The organism is Micromonospora sp. NPDC049374 (assembly GCF_040677165.1).
GTDB lineage: Bacteria > Actinomycetota > Actinomycetes > Mycobacteriales > Micromonosporaceae > Micromonospora.
Map to the genome: position 1 here is coordinate 133,366 of NZ_JBFAQH010000008.1, position 15,986 is coordinate 149,351.

At 72.2% G+C, this 15,986-nt stretch carries 8 protein-coding genes; 7 read left to right on the forward strand and 1 reads right to left on the reverse strand.

Going from position 1 to position 15,986, the window contains the following annotated elements:
- The first annotated feature begins 44 nt into the window (after positions 1–44).
- The 5 genes from AB0J93_RS15715 to AB0J93_RS15735 are packed head-to-tail and all read left to right on the forward strand — an operon-like array spanning position 45 to position 7,001.
- Entirely contained in the window at positions 45–1,283 is a 1,239-nt protein-coding gene (locus AB0J93_RS15715) for an ABC transporter substrate-binding protein (RefSeq protein ID WP_363922552.1), read from the forward strand.
- Positions 1,280–2,998: a thiamine pyrophosphate-dependent enzyme gene (locus tag AB0J93_RS15720; RefSeq protein ID WP_363922304.1), complete on the forward strand. Its 1,719-nt coding sequence runs from the start codon at positions 1,280–1,282 to the stop codon at positions 2,996–2,998. The genes AB0J93_RS15715 and AB0J93_RS15720 overlap by 4 nt, the downstream gene beginning before the upstream one ends.
- Positions 2,995–4,392 carry a pyridoxal-phosphate dependent enzyme gene (locus AB0J93_RS15725; protein ID WP_363922306.1) on the forward strand — a complete coding sequence of 466 codons (1,398 nt, stop codon included), beginning with the start codon at positions 2,995–2,997 and terminating at the stop codon, positions 4,390–4,392. The genes AB0J93_RS15720 and AB0J93_RS15725 overlap by 4 nt, the downstream gene beginning before the upstream one ends.
- Positions 4,389–5,576 carry a Glu/Leu/Phe/Val dehydrogenase dimerization domain-containing protein gene (locus AB0J93_RS15730; protein WP_363922308.1) on the forward strand — a complete coding sequence of 396 codons (1,188 nt, stop codon included), beginning with the start codon at positions 4,389–4,391 and terminating at the stop codon, positions 5,574–5,576. The genes AB0J93_RS15725 and AB0J93_RS15730 overlap by 4 nt, the downstream gene beginning before the upstream one ends.
- Positions 5,577–5,591: 15 nt before the next feature.
- Positions 5,592–7,001, forward strand: a complete 1,410-nt coding sequence (locus AB0J93_RS15735; protein ID WP_363922310.1) for an adenylosuccinate lyase family protein — start codon at positions 5,592–5,594, stop codon at positions 6,999–7,001.
- Between the two features lie 92 nt (positions 7,002–7,093).
- Here AB0J93_RS15735 and AB0J93_RS15740 read toward each other — a convergent pair whose 3' ends face one another.
- Positions 7,094–7,834 (reverse strand): SDR family oxidoreductase, encoded by a 741-nt coding sequence (locus tag AB0J93_RS15740; protein WP_363922554.1) that lies wholly within the window; start codon positions 7,832–7,834, stop codon positions 7,094–7,096.
- 68 nt (positions 7,835–7,902) lie between these two features.
- Between AB0J93_RS15740 and AB0J93_RS15745 the strand changes: the two genes are divergently transcribed.
- Together AB0J93_RS15745 and AB0J93_RS15750 are read left to right on the forward strand one after the other, a co-directional pair.
- On the forward strand, positions 7,903–9,273 hold the full coding sequence (locus AB0J93_RS15745; protein WP_363922312.1) for an aspartate aminotransferase family protein: 1,371 nt from the start codon (positions 7,903–7,905) through the stop codon (positions 9,271–9,273).
- 50 nt (positions 9,274–9,323) lie between these two features.
- A complete protein-coding gene (locus tag AB0J93_RS15750; RefSeq protein WP_363922314.1) occupies positions 9,324–15,929 on the forward strand; it encodes an amino acid adenylation domain-containing protein in 6,606 nt (2,201 codons plus the stop codon).
- The last annotated feature ends 57 nt before the right edge of the window (positions 15,930–15,986 follow it).

Consider the following 15,986-nt stretch of genomic DNA (forward strand, 5'->3'; position numbering starts at 1 on the left):
CCGCGCCGCGCAACCCGCAGCCGACCGCACCGGCGAGCACTCCGATGGAGCTGGCGTTGCAGGAGATCGAGGCGGTGAACTCGGTCGCCGGCGACAACCCGATCAAGATCGGCATCCTCTCGCCGATGAGCCGTCCCGGTGACGCGATGGCCGGCGTACTGGTTTCGCGGGGTGCCCGCCTGGGCGCCGAGTACCTGCGTGAGCACGGCGGTGTGCTGGGCGGACGCAACGTGTCGTTCATCGCCTACAACGACATGGCCACCGCCGCGGAGGAGGGTTTCCCACGCTCCGCCGTCGCGGGCATGGCGAAGCTCGCCATGGTCGACGAGGTGCTCGCCGTGCTGGGCCAGTGGCACCTGCGTACCACCCCGTGGGTGGCGGAGATGTGCGAGAAGATCGGCGTGCCGATGTTCGTCGAGAACGGGCACAGCACGGTGACCCACGGGCGGCGCACGATCTTCCGGACCTACTTCTCGATCGCCGACCGGGTACCGCTGATGATGGACTGCCTGGCCGACATCGGCGCCCGCCGCATCGGCATGATCGCGCCCGACACGGTGTTCGGCAAGACCATGGCCGACACCCTTCAGCAGTACGGCGAGTCGCGGCACGGCATGGAGTTCCTCCGCTTCGACTTCGAGCAGGAGGTCGCGCTCGACTGGCGGGAGCAGCTGCGTCAGATCAAGCAGTGGCAGCCGGACGCGTTCATCAACGGTGGGCTCAACGTCGTCGCCGGTGGCGGCCCGGTCGGCAACAGCTACCACATCCTCCAGCAGGCGATCGAGCTCGGGCTGCTGCCGACGGTGCCGATGATGGTGACCTTCGGGTTCCCGATGCGCTCCCAGGACTACTGGCGGATGGCCGGCGCGGGCGGCAACGGCGTGATGTGGCCGGCGACGAAGTTCCGTCCCTCGTGGTCGGAGATGACCCCGATCGGCCGCTGGTTCACCGAGCGGTTCATGCAGCGCTACGGCTTCGCGCCGCCGGACACCTGCCTGAGCGCGTTCACCGACGTGACCATCATCGGCCAGGCGTTGCAGGTGGCCGGCACGGACAGCCGCGCCGACCTGCTGGACGCCCTGGAGTCCACCGAGTTCGACACCTGGCGCGGGCCGCTGCGCTTCGAGCGGGGCGCCGAGCACTGGCACCACAACCCGCCGGAGCTGGTGGTCATGCAGTACCAGACGGTCGGGCAGACCTTCGACGACGCGGCGATCATCTACCCGCCGGCTCTGGCCGACAGCAAGTTCCGGCCCTCGGTAGCCAACGGGGAACTGCCGTGACGACGGCCCCTGGGGCGGCGGACCGGGCGTCACCGGCACCGCGCACCGTCGCCGGCACCGTGGTGGGTACGCTGCTCGCCCACGGTGTCGACCGGGTCTTCTGCGTCGCCGGGGAGAGCTACCTGGCGGTGCTGGACGAACTGCACGCCACCCCGTCGGTCGACGTGGTGACCAGCCGACACGAGGCGTCCGCCGGTTTCGCCGCGGTGGCCGACGCGAAACTCACCGGGCGGCCCGGGGTGTGCCTGGTCAGCCGGGGCCCGGGAGCCACAAACGCGAGCATCGCGGTGCACTCCGCCTGGTACGACGCCACGCCGTTGGTCCTGGTGATCGGCCAGGTACCCCGCTGCGACCTCGGCACCGAGGCGTTCCAGGAGGTCGACTACGCGCGCGCCTTCAGCGGACTGGCCAAGGAGGTGCTGGTGCTGCTGGAGCCGGCCCGCGCCGGTGAGTTCGTCGCCCGCGCGTTCCGTACGGCCCAGTCCGGAACCCCGGGGCCGGTGGTCCTGGTGCTGCCCGAGGACGTGCTGGGCATGCCGGACCCGGGCGGTGCGGTGCCGACCGGCTGGCGGCCTGGCGCGACCGGAGCCGCGCCGGACGATCTCGACCGGGTGCGGGACCTGCTGCACGGTGCGGAACGTCCCCTGTTGCTGGCCGGTGGCGCGCTCGGCGGCGAGGCCGGGCGGCGGATGCTGGCCGCCGCCGCCCACCGGCACCACCTGCCCGTGCTAACCAGCAACAAGCGGCAGGACCTGTTCGACAACCGGGACCCGTGCTACGCCGGCCACCTGCACAACAACACCCAGGAACGGCAGCGGGCACTGCTCGACCGCGCCGACCTGGTGCTGGCGGTCGGTACCCGGCTCGACGACGTGACCACGCTGTCCCGGCAGCTGCCGAGGCCCGGAAACCCCGCGCAGGCGCTGGTGCACGTCTACCCCGATCCCCAGCGGCTCGGCCGCACCCACCCGCCGACGGTCGGCCTGGCCGCCGACCCGGTGCAGTTCCTGCGGCAACTGGCCGACCTCGAACCGGCCGGAGTGGACGCGGGTCGGGTCGGCTGGGTCGACGAGCTGCACCAGCTCGAAGTGACCAAGGCCCGGTGGTCGGAACATCCCAGCGACGACGGGCTGGCCTTCGGCGCGCTCGTCGCCGGGTTGGACGAGCTGACCGGCGGCGACGTGGTGGTCACCCTCGACTCCGGCACCTTCACCAGCTGGCTCTACCGCTACCTGCGGTTGACCGGCGACGCGAGGATGCTCGGAGTCGGCTCCAGCGCCATGGGTTTCGGGGTGCCCGGTGGCGTGGCCGCCGCGCTGCGCACCGGCCGGCCGACGGTGGTGATCGTGGGCGACGGCGGATTCCTGATGACCGGCTCCGAACTGGCCACCGCGGTGAGCCGCCGACTGCCGCTGATCGTGGTGATCGCCAACAACGGCAGCTACGGCACCATCCGGGCCCACCAGGAACGGACCTACCCCGGACGGGTCATCGCCACGGACCTCGACAATCCCGACTTCGTCGCGCTCGCCCGCGCGTACGGCGCGTTGGGTCTCGCGGTCACCACGGAGCAGGACGTGGAGCCGTGCCTCGCCCGGGCCCTGGCCCACGGTGGCCCGGTCGTGGTCGACGTCCGCACGAGCCTGTCCTGGATCTCGGCGTACCGCCGGATGAGCGTGGGCGGCCCGGTGGGCATGGAGGTGGGTGTCGCGTGAGCCTGCACGAATCGCTTACCGATCTGATCGGTAACACCCCGCTGGTGCGCCTGCGCAGCGTGGTGCCGCCCGGCTCGGCCCCGCTCTACGCCAAGGTGGAGTACCTGAACCCGGGCGGCTCGGTGAAGGACCGCATCGCCCTGCGGATGGTGGAGACGGCCGAGGCGGACGGCCTGCTGCGTCCCGGCGGGACGATCGTCGAACCCACCTCCGGCAACACCGGGGTGGGGCTGGCCATCGTGGCCCAGCAGAAGGGCTACCGCTGCGTCTTCACCTGCCCCGACAAGGTGTCCCGCGACAAGATCGACGTACTGCGGGCGTACGGGGCGGAGGTGGTGGTCTGTCCCGCCGCCGTGCGACCCGAGCATCCCGACTCGTACCGCAGCGTGGCGTCCCGGATCGCCGCTGAACGGCCCGGCGCGATACAGCTCAACCAGTACGCCAACCGCAGCAACCCGGAGTCGCACTACCACACCACCGGGCCGGAGCTGTGGCGGCAGACCGAGGGTCGACTGACCCACTTCGTCACTGGAATCGGCACCGGCGGCACGATCTCCGGCACCGGGCGCTACCTCCGGGAGGTCTCCGGCGGGACGGTCCGGATCGTCGGTGTCGACCCGGACGGTTCGATCTACTCCGGCGGCACCGGGCGGCCGTACCTGGTCGAAGGGGTCGGTCAGCCCAGTTATCCGGACTCCTACGACCCGTCCGTGGTGGACGAGGTCATCGCGGTCGCGGACCATGAGGCGATCCTGATGACCCGCCGGCTGGCCCGCGAGGACGCCCTGCTCACCGGCGGCTCCGGTGGGATGGCCGCCGCCGCGGCCGTACAGGTCGCCGCCGCCGCGGGACCGCAGGCACTGGTCGTGGTGCTGCTGCCGGATTCCGGCCGTGGCTACCTGTCCAAGATCTTCAACGACGACTGGCTCGCCGGCCTGGGCCTGTACGACCCACCCACCGATCAGCCGAGGGTGCGCGACGCCGCGACCGGCGGGCATCCACCGCTGATCCGGCCGGACGAGACGCTGGCCAACGCCGCGAAGCTGCTACGCGACGCCGACACCACGCACCTGCTGGTAAGTGCCGCGCCGCCGCCCCTGCGGCTGGCGGAGATCCTGGGCTGCGTCACCGAGGCGACGCTGGCCGGCGCGTACGCCGTCGGCGCCGGCGCCGACGAACCGGTCGGTGCCCACCTGAGCCCACCGCCGCCGCAGGTCGGTGCCGGCCTGCCGCTGCCGGAGGTGCTGCCGATGCTGTCCGACCCGTCCGCCGCCCTGCTGGTGGTCGACGGAGGACTCCCACGTTGCCTGCTGACCGCCCGCTGCCTGGTCGCGTACCTGGGTGAGGGCCGGGCAGCGAGTGGGTCCGCACCATCATCGCGGGGGACGTCGTGAACGCTGTCATCGAGTACGTGGACCCGATCGAGGGGTTCCGGGGTTGGCTGGTCTACGACGGGCTGGACTGCCGGCTGGCCGCCGGTGGTTGCCGGGTCAAACCCGGGCTGACCGCAGCGGACCTGGGAGAACTGGCGTCCCGGATGACGCTCAAGGAGCGACTGCTGGGCATCAACGTCGACGGCGCGAAATGCGGCATCGACTACGACCCGCGGGCACCGGGCAAGGCGGCAGCACTGCGCCGCTTCCTCCGTTTCCTCCGCGAGCAGCTGCTGACCCGCTTCAGCATGGGCTGCGACATGGGCACCCACTGGGACGAGTTGGAACAGCTCGCCCTGCTGGAGGGCATCCCGTCGATCAAGTACGCCGTCCGCGGCGCCCAGGAGTTCAGCGAGGCGGAGTTCGTCGCCCGGATGGCGCTCCTCGACCAGCACGTCGGCGCGCTGACCCTGGCCCAGCGCCGGGCCGGGCACGCGCTGGCCCAGGCGGCGGTGATGGCCGCCCGGGCCAGTGCCCTGCCCGGCCCGCTGTCCTGCACCTTGCAGGGGTTCGGCAACCTGGGGCGCGCGGCGGCGTACACGCTGGTGCAGGAGGGCGTGCGGATCACCGGGATCGCCGACGAGTACGGCTGCGTCGCCGATCCGCGGGGGCTGGACGTGGCCGCGATGCTGGCCGAGCCGGCCGGCACCCCGGTGCCGCAGTTGGCCCCGCATGCCCGACGGATGCCGGCCGCCGCGCTCCTCGACCTCCCCACCGACCTGGTGCTGCTCGCCGCCGGTGCCGACGGGCTGCCGGCGGAGCGGGCCGGCGGGCTGCCGGCACCGGTGGTGGTGGTCGGCGCCAACTGCGGGCTCAGCCCGCAGGCGGAGCACGCGCTGCACCGGGCCGGAGTGCTGGTGGTGCCCGACTTCGTCGGCGGCATCGGCGGATCCGCGTCGATGGAGGCGCTGTTCGGGCCCGCCCGCTGCCCGAGCCCGCGCGGGGTGCTCGACGGCGTGACGGAGCTGATGCGTCAGCTCATCGACCACCTGACCGACGAGGCCCGTCGCCGTCACCTGCCGCTGCGGCAGGTCGCGTACGACACGGCCGCCGCCGCCCGCGTGGCTTGCGATCAGCCGCCGTACGGCACCAGTCCGTTCCTCACCCGACCACTGACCGCGACCAGCCGACCCGTTCGTCGCTGAACCACGGAGGCACCGATGTCCGTCACCCACGCCCATCAGGCCGACACCTGCCGCCACGAGCGGGGCCACATCACCGACTCCCGCTTCTACGGCAACCGCTACGCGACCGCCGCCAGCCGGCGGATCTACTGCGACGTCTGTCGCAAGCAGCGCTGGCTCGACATCGAGGCGGCGCTCGCCCAGGCGCAGGGTGAGCTGGGCATGATTCCCGGGCACGTGGTCGAGGGCATCGTGTCGGCGGCCCGGCTGGAGCGCATCGACCTGGACGCGGTGCAGGAGGAGATCGAACGTTCCGGGCACTCGCTGGTCGGCCTGCTGCGGGTGTTCCAGGCCGCCTGCCCGGACGGCACCGGAGAGTTCATCCACTTCGGTGCCACCACCCAGGACATCCAGGACACCGGGCAGTCGCTGGAGATCCGGGACACCCTCGACGAGATCGACCGGGAACTGGGCGAGATCCTCGGTTGCCTGGTGGAACTGGCCGAGGAGCATGCCGACACGGTGGCGGTGGGGCGCACCCACGCCCGCGCGGCGCTGCCGATGAGCTTCGGCCTCAAGGCCGCCAGCTGGATCGACGAGATCCTGCGGCACACCGAGCGGCTGGCGACCGTCCGGTCCCGGGTCGTGGTGGCGCAGCTGTTCGGCGGCGCCGGGACCATGGCCGGCTTCGGCACCGAGGGCATCGGGTTGCTGGAGCGCTTCGCGGCCCGGCTGGGTCTGGGCGTACCGACGATCGGCTGGCACGTGGCTCGGGACCGGGTGGTGGAGTTCGTCACCACGCTCGCCATGGTCGCCGGCACCCTGGGCCGGGTGGCCGACGAGATCCGCACCATCGGCCGCCCCGAGTTCGGCGAGGTCACCGAGCCGTGGCGGTACGGCAAGGTCGGGTCGAGCACCATGCCGCACAAGCGCAACCCGGAGCGGTGCGAGCAGGTGGTGGTGATGGCGAAACTCGCCGCCGCCCAGGCGGGCATCGCGTACAGCGGGATGATCGGTGACCACGAGCGGGACTCGCGGGCGTTGCGGGTGGAGTGGGCGTGCGTGCCGGACGTGTCCCACTACACCCTGGCCGCCTGCGAGATCACCCGGGAACTGGTCAGCGGCCTCACCGTCAACGTCGACCGACTGCGGGAGAACACCCGCGTCGTCGCCGACCAGCTGGCCTCCGAGCGGCTGATGCTCGCCCTCGGCGCGCACGTCGGCAAACAGACCGCCCACGAGCGCGTCTACGAGCTCAGCCAGCAGGCCCACGATGCCGGTGGCTCGCTGCGGGAGTCCCTGGACGGCTGCGCCGACCTGCGCCGGTTGCTCCCCGACCACGAGGTGGAGGTGATCTTCGACCCGGCCCGCTATCTCGGTGCGTCGACCGACCTGACCCATCGCGCCGTGGCGGAGGCGCGCAAGTGGCTGGCAGGTCGCGGGTGAAGGGTGACCCGCGACGGGACCGGCCGACGCACCGCCGGACCGGCAGCGTGCCCCACCACGGGCCCGCCCGGCGGCGATCGGCCGGCCCCGGATCAGCCCCGGCCCATCAGCGCACCGCCGTTGATCTGGATGATCTGGCCGGTGACGAAACCTGCCGTGGCACCGGCGAGGTAGCCGACCAGGGCGGCGACGTCGGTCACCGTGCCGCCACGGCCGACCGGCGCCTGCGCCGAACGCTGCCGGTGGAACTCCGGCGTCATCCGGTCCCGGTAGAACTCGGTACCGCCCACGTAACCGGGCGCGACCACGTTGACCGTGACGCCCTCACCGGCGAGCCGCGCGGCCAACTCCGTCGACCACGGGTGCAGCGCCGCCTTGGCGGCCCCGTAGGAGGCGTTGCCACGGAACGCCGCGATGGAGGTCACCGTGACGATCCGGCCGCCCGGGCGACGCAGGGCGGGCAGCAGCGCCTGGGTGAGCAGCACCACCGGCAACACGTTGCCACCGAGGTTGCGCAGATACTGCTCACGCAGGGTGGGCAGATCGTCGGCCGGGTGCGGCGCGAAGTTGCCCCCGGCGTTGTTGACCAGCACGTCGACCGTACGCCCCCCGGCGGTGATCTCCTCGGCGGCGCGGCGTACCTCGTCGGGCTCGCACAGGTCGGCGACGACCGCCCGGACCCGGCGGTCGTCGCCGGACAACTCCTCTGCGGTGCGCCGCAGCACCTCCGCGCGCCGGCCGAGCAGCACCACCTCGTGCTCCGGGGCCAGTTCCTCGGCGATCGCCCGACCGATTCCGGTGCCACCTCCGGAGACCACGGCCAGCTTCGGCACGCCCATCACCCCTCTCGCTCATCGATGCCCGGCAGTATCCACCACTTCAGTCGAACGGGAGCAGCCGCGTGAGCGCGCACGACCACCACAGCGATCCGCTGCCCGACACCGCGCAGGGCATCCTGGCCGAGGACCGGGCCCACCTGTTCTACTCCTGGTCCGCCCAGCGGCAGCTTCGGCCGATGCCGGTCGCCCGGGCGCTCGGCTCGTACTTCTGGGACTACGACGGCAACCGCTACCTCGACTTCGCCTCGCAGTTCGTGCACGTCAACATCGGTCACCAGCATCCGAAGGTGGTGGCGGCGATCCAGCGTCAGGCCGAACGGTTGTGCACGGTCAGCCCTGCGTTCGGCAACGACCAGCGGGCGCGGGCGGCCCGACTGATCGCCGAACGGGCACCGGGCGACCTCGACCGGGTGCTGTTCACCAACGGCGGCACCGACGCGGTGGAGCACGCGGTGCGGATGGCCCGCCTGGTCACCGGTCGGCCGAAGGTGCTGGCCGCGTACCGCTCCTATCACGGCGCGTCGCACCTGGCGCTGCACCTGACCGGCGATCCGCGCCGCTGGCCGGTCGACACCGGCACGGCCGGCGTGGTCCATTTCTTCGGCCCCTACCTGTACCGCACCGCGTTCCACGCCCGCACCGAGCCGGAGGAGGCGCAGCGGGCGCTGGCCCACCTCGAGCAGGTCATCGCGCTTGAAGGCCCGGGCACCGTCGCCGCCGTGATCCTGGAACCGGTGGTCGGCACCAACGGGGTGCTGGTGCCGCCGGAGGGCTACCTGGCGGGCGTCCGCGAGCTGTGCGACCGGCACGGCATCCTGCTGATCGCCGACGAGGTGATGGCGGGCTTCGGCCGGACCGGGCGCTGGTTCGCGGTGCAGAACTGGGACGTCGTACCCGACCTGATCACCTTCGCCAAGGGGGTGAACTCCGGCTACGTGCCGCTCGGCGGGGTGCTGATGGGGCCGCGCGTGTTCGACGCCTTCGCGGATCGGCCCTACCCCGGCGGCCTGACCTACTCCGGCCATCCGCTGGCCTGCGCCGCGGCGGTGGCCGCCATCACGGCGATGAGCGAGGAACGGATCGTCGAGAACGCCGCCCAACTCGGTGCCGAGGTGCTCGGACCCGGCCTGCGGGAGCTGTCCGAACGGCACCCGGTCATCGGCGAGGTACGCGGACTGGGCGTGTTCTGGGCACTGGAACTGGTGCGGGACCGGGACACCCGCGAGATGCTGGCGCCGCTGGGGCCGCCCGGCGGACCGCCCGGCCCGATGGACGAGTTGGGCGCGGCCTGCCGCAAGCGCGGGCTCTGGCCGTTCCTGCACACCAACCGGGTCCACGTCGTGCCGCCGTGCACCGCGACCGAGCGGGAGATCCGCGAGGGCCTGGACATCCTCGACGAGGCGTTGTCCGCCATAGGCAGCCACTACCGATGACTTCCGAACCCATCCGACCGTCGTCACCGCAGTCCGTGCCGAGGAGCGACATGAACCAGCACGCCCAACGCCTCTCCACCCTGACCGCCGAGCAGCGTGCCCTGCTGCTGAAGCAGGTCGGTGCACAGTTGACCGAACGCCAACGCCCGTCGACCCGGATTCCCCGCCGGGTGGGGGACGCCGACCGCGTGCCCGTGTCCTACCTGCAGGAACAGCTGTGGTTCCTCGACCAGCTGGTGCCGGGACAGTCCACGTACAACGTGCCGTCGGTGTTCCGGTTGCAGGGACCGCTGGACCTGTCGGCGTTGCGGCGCGCGCTGGCCGACATCGTCGAGCGGCACGAGGCGCTGCGGACCACCATCCGGGCCGAGAACGGGGTTCCGCACCAGCACATCGCCGAGCCGGGGCAGCAACCGCACCACCTGGTGGTGGACGACCTCAGCGACGTGGCGGACCCGGCGGTGCGGCTGGCGGAGGCGCAGCGGCGGGTGCAGGAGGAGATCCGCCGACCGTTCGACCTGGCGGACGGGCCACTGTTCCGCTCGCTGCTGGTCCGCCTCGACGACGCCGACCACCTGCTCGCGGTCACCATGCACCACATCGCCTCCGACGGTTGGTCGCAGGCGGTGCTCACCAACGAGCTGTCCGAGCTGTACGCGGCCCACCACACCGGCCGCGAACCGGCGCTGGCGCCGCTGCCCGTGCAGTACGGCGACTACGCGGCCTGGCAGCGCAACCAGCTCAGCGACGAGGTCTTCGCCGACCAGCTCGACCACTGGCAGCAGCGGCTGGGCGGGCTGCCCACCCTGGAACTGCCCACCGACCGGCCACGACCGGCGACGATGTCCTACCGCAGCGCCGCGGTGTCCCGCACCCTCGACGGGGACCTGCTGCACCGGCTGCGTCAGCTCTCCGCCCGCAACAACGCCACCCTGTTCATGACGCTGATGACGGCGTACCAGGCGGTGCTGGCCCGCTACAGCGGACAGGACGAGATCGTCGTCGGCACCACCACCACCGGTCGGGAGCCGGCCGAGCTGGAGCCACTGATCGGCTACTTCGTGAACATGGTGGTGCTGCGCACCGAGGTCGCCGACGACCCGACCTTCGCGGATCTGCTGACCCGCGTACGCGGCGTGGTGCTGGAGGCGTGGAAGCACCAGCAGGTGCCGTTCGAGAAGGTCGTCGAGCGGATCCAGCCGGTCCGCGACCCCTCGCGGAACCCGCTGTTCCAGGTGGGTCTGCAACTGCTGGGCAGCGCCACCCAGAGCACCGAGCCGAACCTGCCCGGCCTCACCGTCACCTCGCTGGACGCCAACCCGGGCGGGCACCCGTTCGACCTGTCCATCACCGCCACCGAGAGCCCCGACCAGCTGCGGCTGGTCGCCGACTACTCGGTCGACCTGTTCGACGAGCCGCGGATGGCGCGGCTGCTGCGGCACCTGGAACGGGTGTTGCGGACCGCCGTCGACGCACCCGACACCCCGCTGTCGGCGCTGCCGCTGCTCGACGAGGAGGAGCGGACGCTGCTGCTGCACACCTGGCAGGGACCGCAGGGGGAGCGCGCCCGCGAACCGGTGCACGTGCAGATAGCGCGGCTCGCCGCCGAGCGGCCCGACCTGGTGGCGGCCACCCTGAACGGGGCCGAACTGACCTACGGCGAGCTGGATCGCCGCGCCCGGGTGCTGGCGCACCGCTTCCGGGCGCTTGGCGTGGGCCGGGACGACATCGTGGCGTTGCTGCTGGAGCGGGGCTTCGACCTGATCGTCGGCATGGTCGCCGCGCAGCAGGCCGGCGGCGCGTTCGTGGTGATGGATCCGGGCCACCCGGTACGCCGGATCGAGTTCATTCTCGACGACACCGCGGCCAAGGCGGTGGTCACCCGCAGCGCGTTGGCCGACCGGCTGCCCGAAGGCACCGCCGCCACGCCGGTGCTCGTCGACACCGAGTGGGACGGGTTGGTGGCGGCAGCGGCCGGGGCGGCGCCGCTGGAGGAACTGGCCGACGAGAACTCGCTGGCGTACGTGCTGTACACATCGGGATCGACCGGCAAGCCCAAGGGCGTGATGATCGAGCATCACGCGCTGAACACCTTCCTGCTCTGGCTCGGCAACATCTTCGACTTCGGTCCCGGCGACCGGCTGCTGCAACACATGGCGCCGATCTTCGACTTCGCCGAGGGGGAGATCTTCACCGCGCTGACCCGTGGGGTGACCATGGTCTTCGTGCCGGAGGAGCACCGCACCGACCCGGACGTGATCGGGCAGTTGCTGATCTCCGAGAAGATCACCTACATCGGCGGGCCGCCGGCCATCCTGGGCCGCATCCCGCCGGGCGCCTACCCCGACCTGAAGTACATGATCGCCGGTGGCGAGGCGGTGACGGGTGACCTGATCAATCGCTGGAACACCCCGGGTCGCCGGTTCATCAACGGCTACGGACCGACCGAGGCCGCCGTCGGCTGCATCTTCTACGAGTGCGAGCACCGCACCTGGATCGGCCAACCGCCGATCGGCCGGGCCATGCCCAACCGGGTGGCCTACGTGCTGGACCGGTGGAACAACCTGCAACCGGTGGGGGTACCCGGCGAAGTGATCACCGGCGGTGAGGGTCTCGCCCGGGGCTACCTCAACCGGCCCGAGCTGACCGCCGAGAAGTTCATCGAGGACCCGTACCGGCCGGGGGAGCGGATGTACCGCACCGGCGACCTGGGCGTGTGGACCGAGGACGGCCAGATCCAGTTCCTCGGCCGCATCGACACCCAGGTCAAGCTCAACGGGCTGCGCATCGAGCTGGAGGAGATCGAGTCGACGCTCACCGCGCATCCCGGCGTCGCCGAGGCGGCGGTGGCGCTGCGCGAGGACAGCCCCGGCAGCAAGCGGCTGGTCGGCTATGTCGTGCCGGCCGGTGCGGCGGCACCGCCGACCGAGGAACTGCGCGAGCACCTGCTGGCCGACCTGCCGCCGTACATGGTGCCGCACGTCTTCGTGGCGCTGGAGGTCCTGCCGCTGACAAGCGTCGGCAAGGTGGACCGTAACCGGCTCCCGGTCCCCGAGGAGACCGGATCGACCGAGGTGGAGCTGATCGCGCCGCGCACCCCCGAGGAGGAGCGGGTCGCCGAGATCTTCGCGGCGGTGCTCGGTGTCGAGCGGGTCGGCGCCGACGCGAACTTCTTCGAGCTGGGCGGCAACTCGCTGATGGCGGCCCGAGTGCTGTCCCGGATCACCGAGCTCGGCGGGGCCAGTGCGACGATGCGTGACTTCTACACCAAGCCGCGGGTCAGTGAGATCGCGCAGCTGCTCGCCGGGGCGGAGTCGAGCGCCGACACCGCGACCCCGGCCGGCGCCGACCCGGCGCCGGTGACCGACCCGACGCGGGCCCGGCTGGAGCAGGAAATCGCCGACCTGGAACAGCGGCTGCGGGCCGCGCGGGCGGCGCTCGCCGGCCAGGACGGTCCGGCAGCCGATGGGCACGAGGGGCAGCGGTTGCCGCTGTCGCCGACGCAGGAGCAGCTCTGGTTCCTGGAACAGCTCGCGCCCGGTCAGCCGACCTACCACATCCCGGTGCCGGTACGGCTTACCGGACCGCTCGACGTCGAACTGCTCGGCCGGGCGTTGACCGCCGTCGTGGCCCGCCACGAGGCGCTGCGCACCACGTTCGGCACCGACGACGACACTCCCTACCAGCTGGTGTCACCGGCCGGTGAGGTGCCGCTGACGGTGCACGAGCTGGGCGGGGTGGCCGCCGACGAGCGGGAGCAGGCGCTGCGGGTCGAGTTGGAACGCGACGCCACCGAGCCGTTCGACCTGGGTCGCGACCTGATGCTGCGGGCCCGGCTGATCCGCCTCGACGGCCAGGAACACGTGCTCAGCATGGTGCTGCACCACATCTGCGCCGACGGCTGGTCGGCCGGGCTGCTGGTGCGTGATCTCGCCGAGCTGTACGACGCGTTGCGGCACGACCGGCAGCCCCACCTGCCCGCCCTGCGGTTGCAGTACGCCGACCACGCGTTGGCGCAGCGCCGGCAACTCGACGACGGTGACCTGGAGCCGCAGCTGGCGTACTGGGCGCAGCAGCTGGGCGACGCGCCCACCCTGGACCTGCCCACCGATCGCCCCCGCCCGGCCACGGCCAGCAACCGCGGTGCCCTGCTGGTGCGGCGGATGCCCGTCGACGTGCTGGAGGGCCTGCGCCGGGTCGCCCAGCAGGAGCAGGCCAGCACGTACGCGGTGCTGCTCGCCGGCTTCAAGACGGTGCTGATGCGCTACACCGGCGTCGACGACGTGGTGGTCGGCACCGCCGGTGCCGGCCGCAGCCGTCCCGAGCTGGAGGATCTGGTCGGCTTCTTCGTCAACATGCTGGCCCTGCGCACCGACCTCTCCGGCGACCCGAGTTTCGGCGAGGCGGTCCGCCGCACCATGGGCACCCTGCTGGCCGCCTGGGATCACCAGGACGCGCCGTTCGAGCGGGTCGTCGGTCGACTCAACCGGCGTCGTGACCCGAGCCGTAACCCGGTCTTCCAGGTTTCCATCGACCTGCTCAGCGGCGACCTGGTGGATTTCCGGTTCCCCGGGCTGGCCGCCGAGTTCCTCGATGTCGACCCCGGCGTCTCCCGCTTCGACATGGCCATCAACGCGTACGAGGAGACCGACGGGATCACCTTCCGGATCGAGTACGCCACGGACCTGTTCGACACCGCCCGGGTCGAGGCGATGTTCGGCCACCTGGAGCGGCTCCTGCGGGCCGCGGTGGCGGCACCGCAGACACCGCTGTCGGCGCTGCCGCTACTGGAGGACACCGAACGGGCCGAACTGCTCGCACTGGCCCAGGGCGAGCGGCGGTCGCACCGACCGGCCACGCTGCCGGAACTGTTCGCAGCGAGCGTGACCCGTACCCCGCAGGCCACCGCGGTCATCGCCGCCGACGGCACGCTGAGCTACGCCGAACTCGACGAGCGTAGCCGTCGGCTCGCCACCCGGTTGCGCGCCGCGGGGGTGGGCACCGGGGATGTCGTGCCGGTGCTGCTGGAGCGCAGCGTGGCCGAGGTGGTAAGCGTGCTGGCCGTGCTGCGGGCCGGCGCCGCGTACGCCCCGATGGACCCGGCGGCGCCGGCGAGCCGGTTGGCCTTCCAGGTGCGAGACACCGGCGCCCGGGTGGTCGTCGGCGACCCGGCGCGGCTCGGCACCCTGACCGAGGTGACCGTCGTCGACCCGGCGGCGGAGCTGCCGGCGGCGGCCGACGAGCCGTGGCTGGCCGAGCTGACCCCCGCCTCGCTGGCGTACGTGCTGTACACCTCCGGTTCCACCGGCGAACCGAAGGGCGTGCTGATCGAGCACGGCATGGTCGCCGGCTACCTGGACTGGATGGTGCGGGACTTCGGTATCGAGCCGCGGTCCCGGATGATGCACTGCTGCGCGCCGGTGTTCGACCTGGCCGTCGGTGAACTGTTCGGCGCCCTGACGGCGGGCGCGGCCGTGGTGGTGGCCGGTCACGACGACGTGCACCGCCCGGGCGCGTTGACCGAGCTGGCCCGCGAGACCGGCGCGACGCACATCTTCACCACACCCACGGTGCTGGGTCTGCTCGATCCGAGCGGGCTACCGCAGTTGCGCTCGGTCATGATGGCCGGCGAGCCGGCACCGCCGTCGCTGGTGGCCGCCTGGCAGGGCGACGGCCGGCGGGTGCTCAACCTGTACGGGCCGGCCGAGGCCACGGTGGGCTGCACCTGGTACGAGTGCCCGGCCGGCACCGAACCGGCCGCGACGGTGCCGATCGGCCGTCCGATGCCGAACCGGCGGGTCTACGTCGTCGACGACACCGGCGACCTGGCGCCGGTCGGTGTGCCCGGTGAGCTGGTCATCGCCGGGCCTGGGGTGGCGCGCGGCTACCTCGACCGGCCCGAGCTGACCGCCGCGGCGTTCGGTGCCGACGAGCGGGCCGGCGAAGGACGGGCGTACCACAGCGGTGACCTGGCCCGGTGGAACCGGGACGGCCAGTTGGAGTTCCTCGGCCGTCGGGACGGGCAGATCAAGCTGCGTGGCCTGCGGGTCGAGCTGGGCGAGGTCGAGCAGGCCCTGCGTACGGCGACCGGCGTGCGCGGTGCCGCCGCGGCGGTGCACGGCACGGGCGCCGAGGCGGTCCTGGTCGGGTACGTGGTCGGTGAGCTGTCGGACCACGACGTCGAGGCGCTGCGCGCGACGCTGGCCGGGAAGCTGCCCGGGTACATGGTGCCGAATGTGGTGCTGCGCCTCGGGCAGCTGCCACTGACCCGCACCGGCAAGGTGGACCGCAAGCGGCTGCCCGCCCCCGATGCCGGTGCGGCGCGTTCGGCGTACGTGCCGCCCGGCACCGACGACGAGCGGCTCGTCGCCGGGGTCTTCGCCGAGCTGCTCGGCCTGGACCGGGCGGGCCGCGAGGACGAGTTCTTCCTCAGCGGCGGCAACTCGCTACAGGCGATCCGGGCGGTGGGTCGGCTCAACGACGCGCTCGGTGTGCCGCTGACCGTGCGGGACTTCTACGCGGCACCGACCGTCGCGGCCCTGGCCGAGCTGGCCGGACGTCGGCGGGCCGCCGAGCAGGCGGCGCAGTGGCAGTTGCTGGACGAGATCGAGCAGCTCAGCGACGACGAGGTGGAACGGCTGCTGGCGGCGGAGTGATCGCCGGTCGCGTCCGCGGGCCCCGCCGCCGTGGCGGCGGGGCCGGCGGTGTCCTGA

What these genes read in the sequence shown, in the direction of transcription:
- AB0J93_RS15735 (WP_363922310.1), top strand. Translation starts at nt 5,592, where the DNA reads ATGTCCGTCACCCACGCCCATCAGGCCGACACCTGCCGCCACGAGCGG.
- AB0J93_RS15715 (WP_363922552.1), top strand. Translation starts at nt 45, where the DNA reads ATGGAGCTGGCGTTGCAGGAGATCGAGGCGGTGAACTCGGTCGCCGGC.
- AB0J93_RS15750 (WP_363922314.1), top strand. Translation starts at nt 9,324, where the DNA reads ATGAACCAGCACGCCCAACGCCTCTCCACCCTGACCGCCGAGCAGCGT.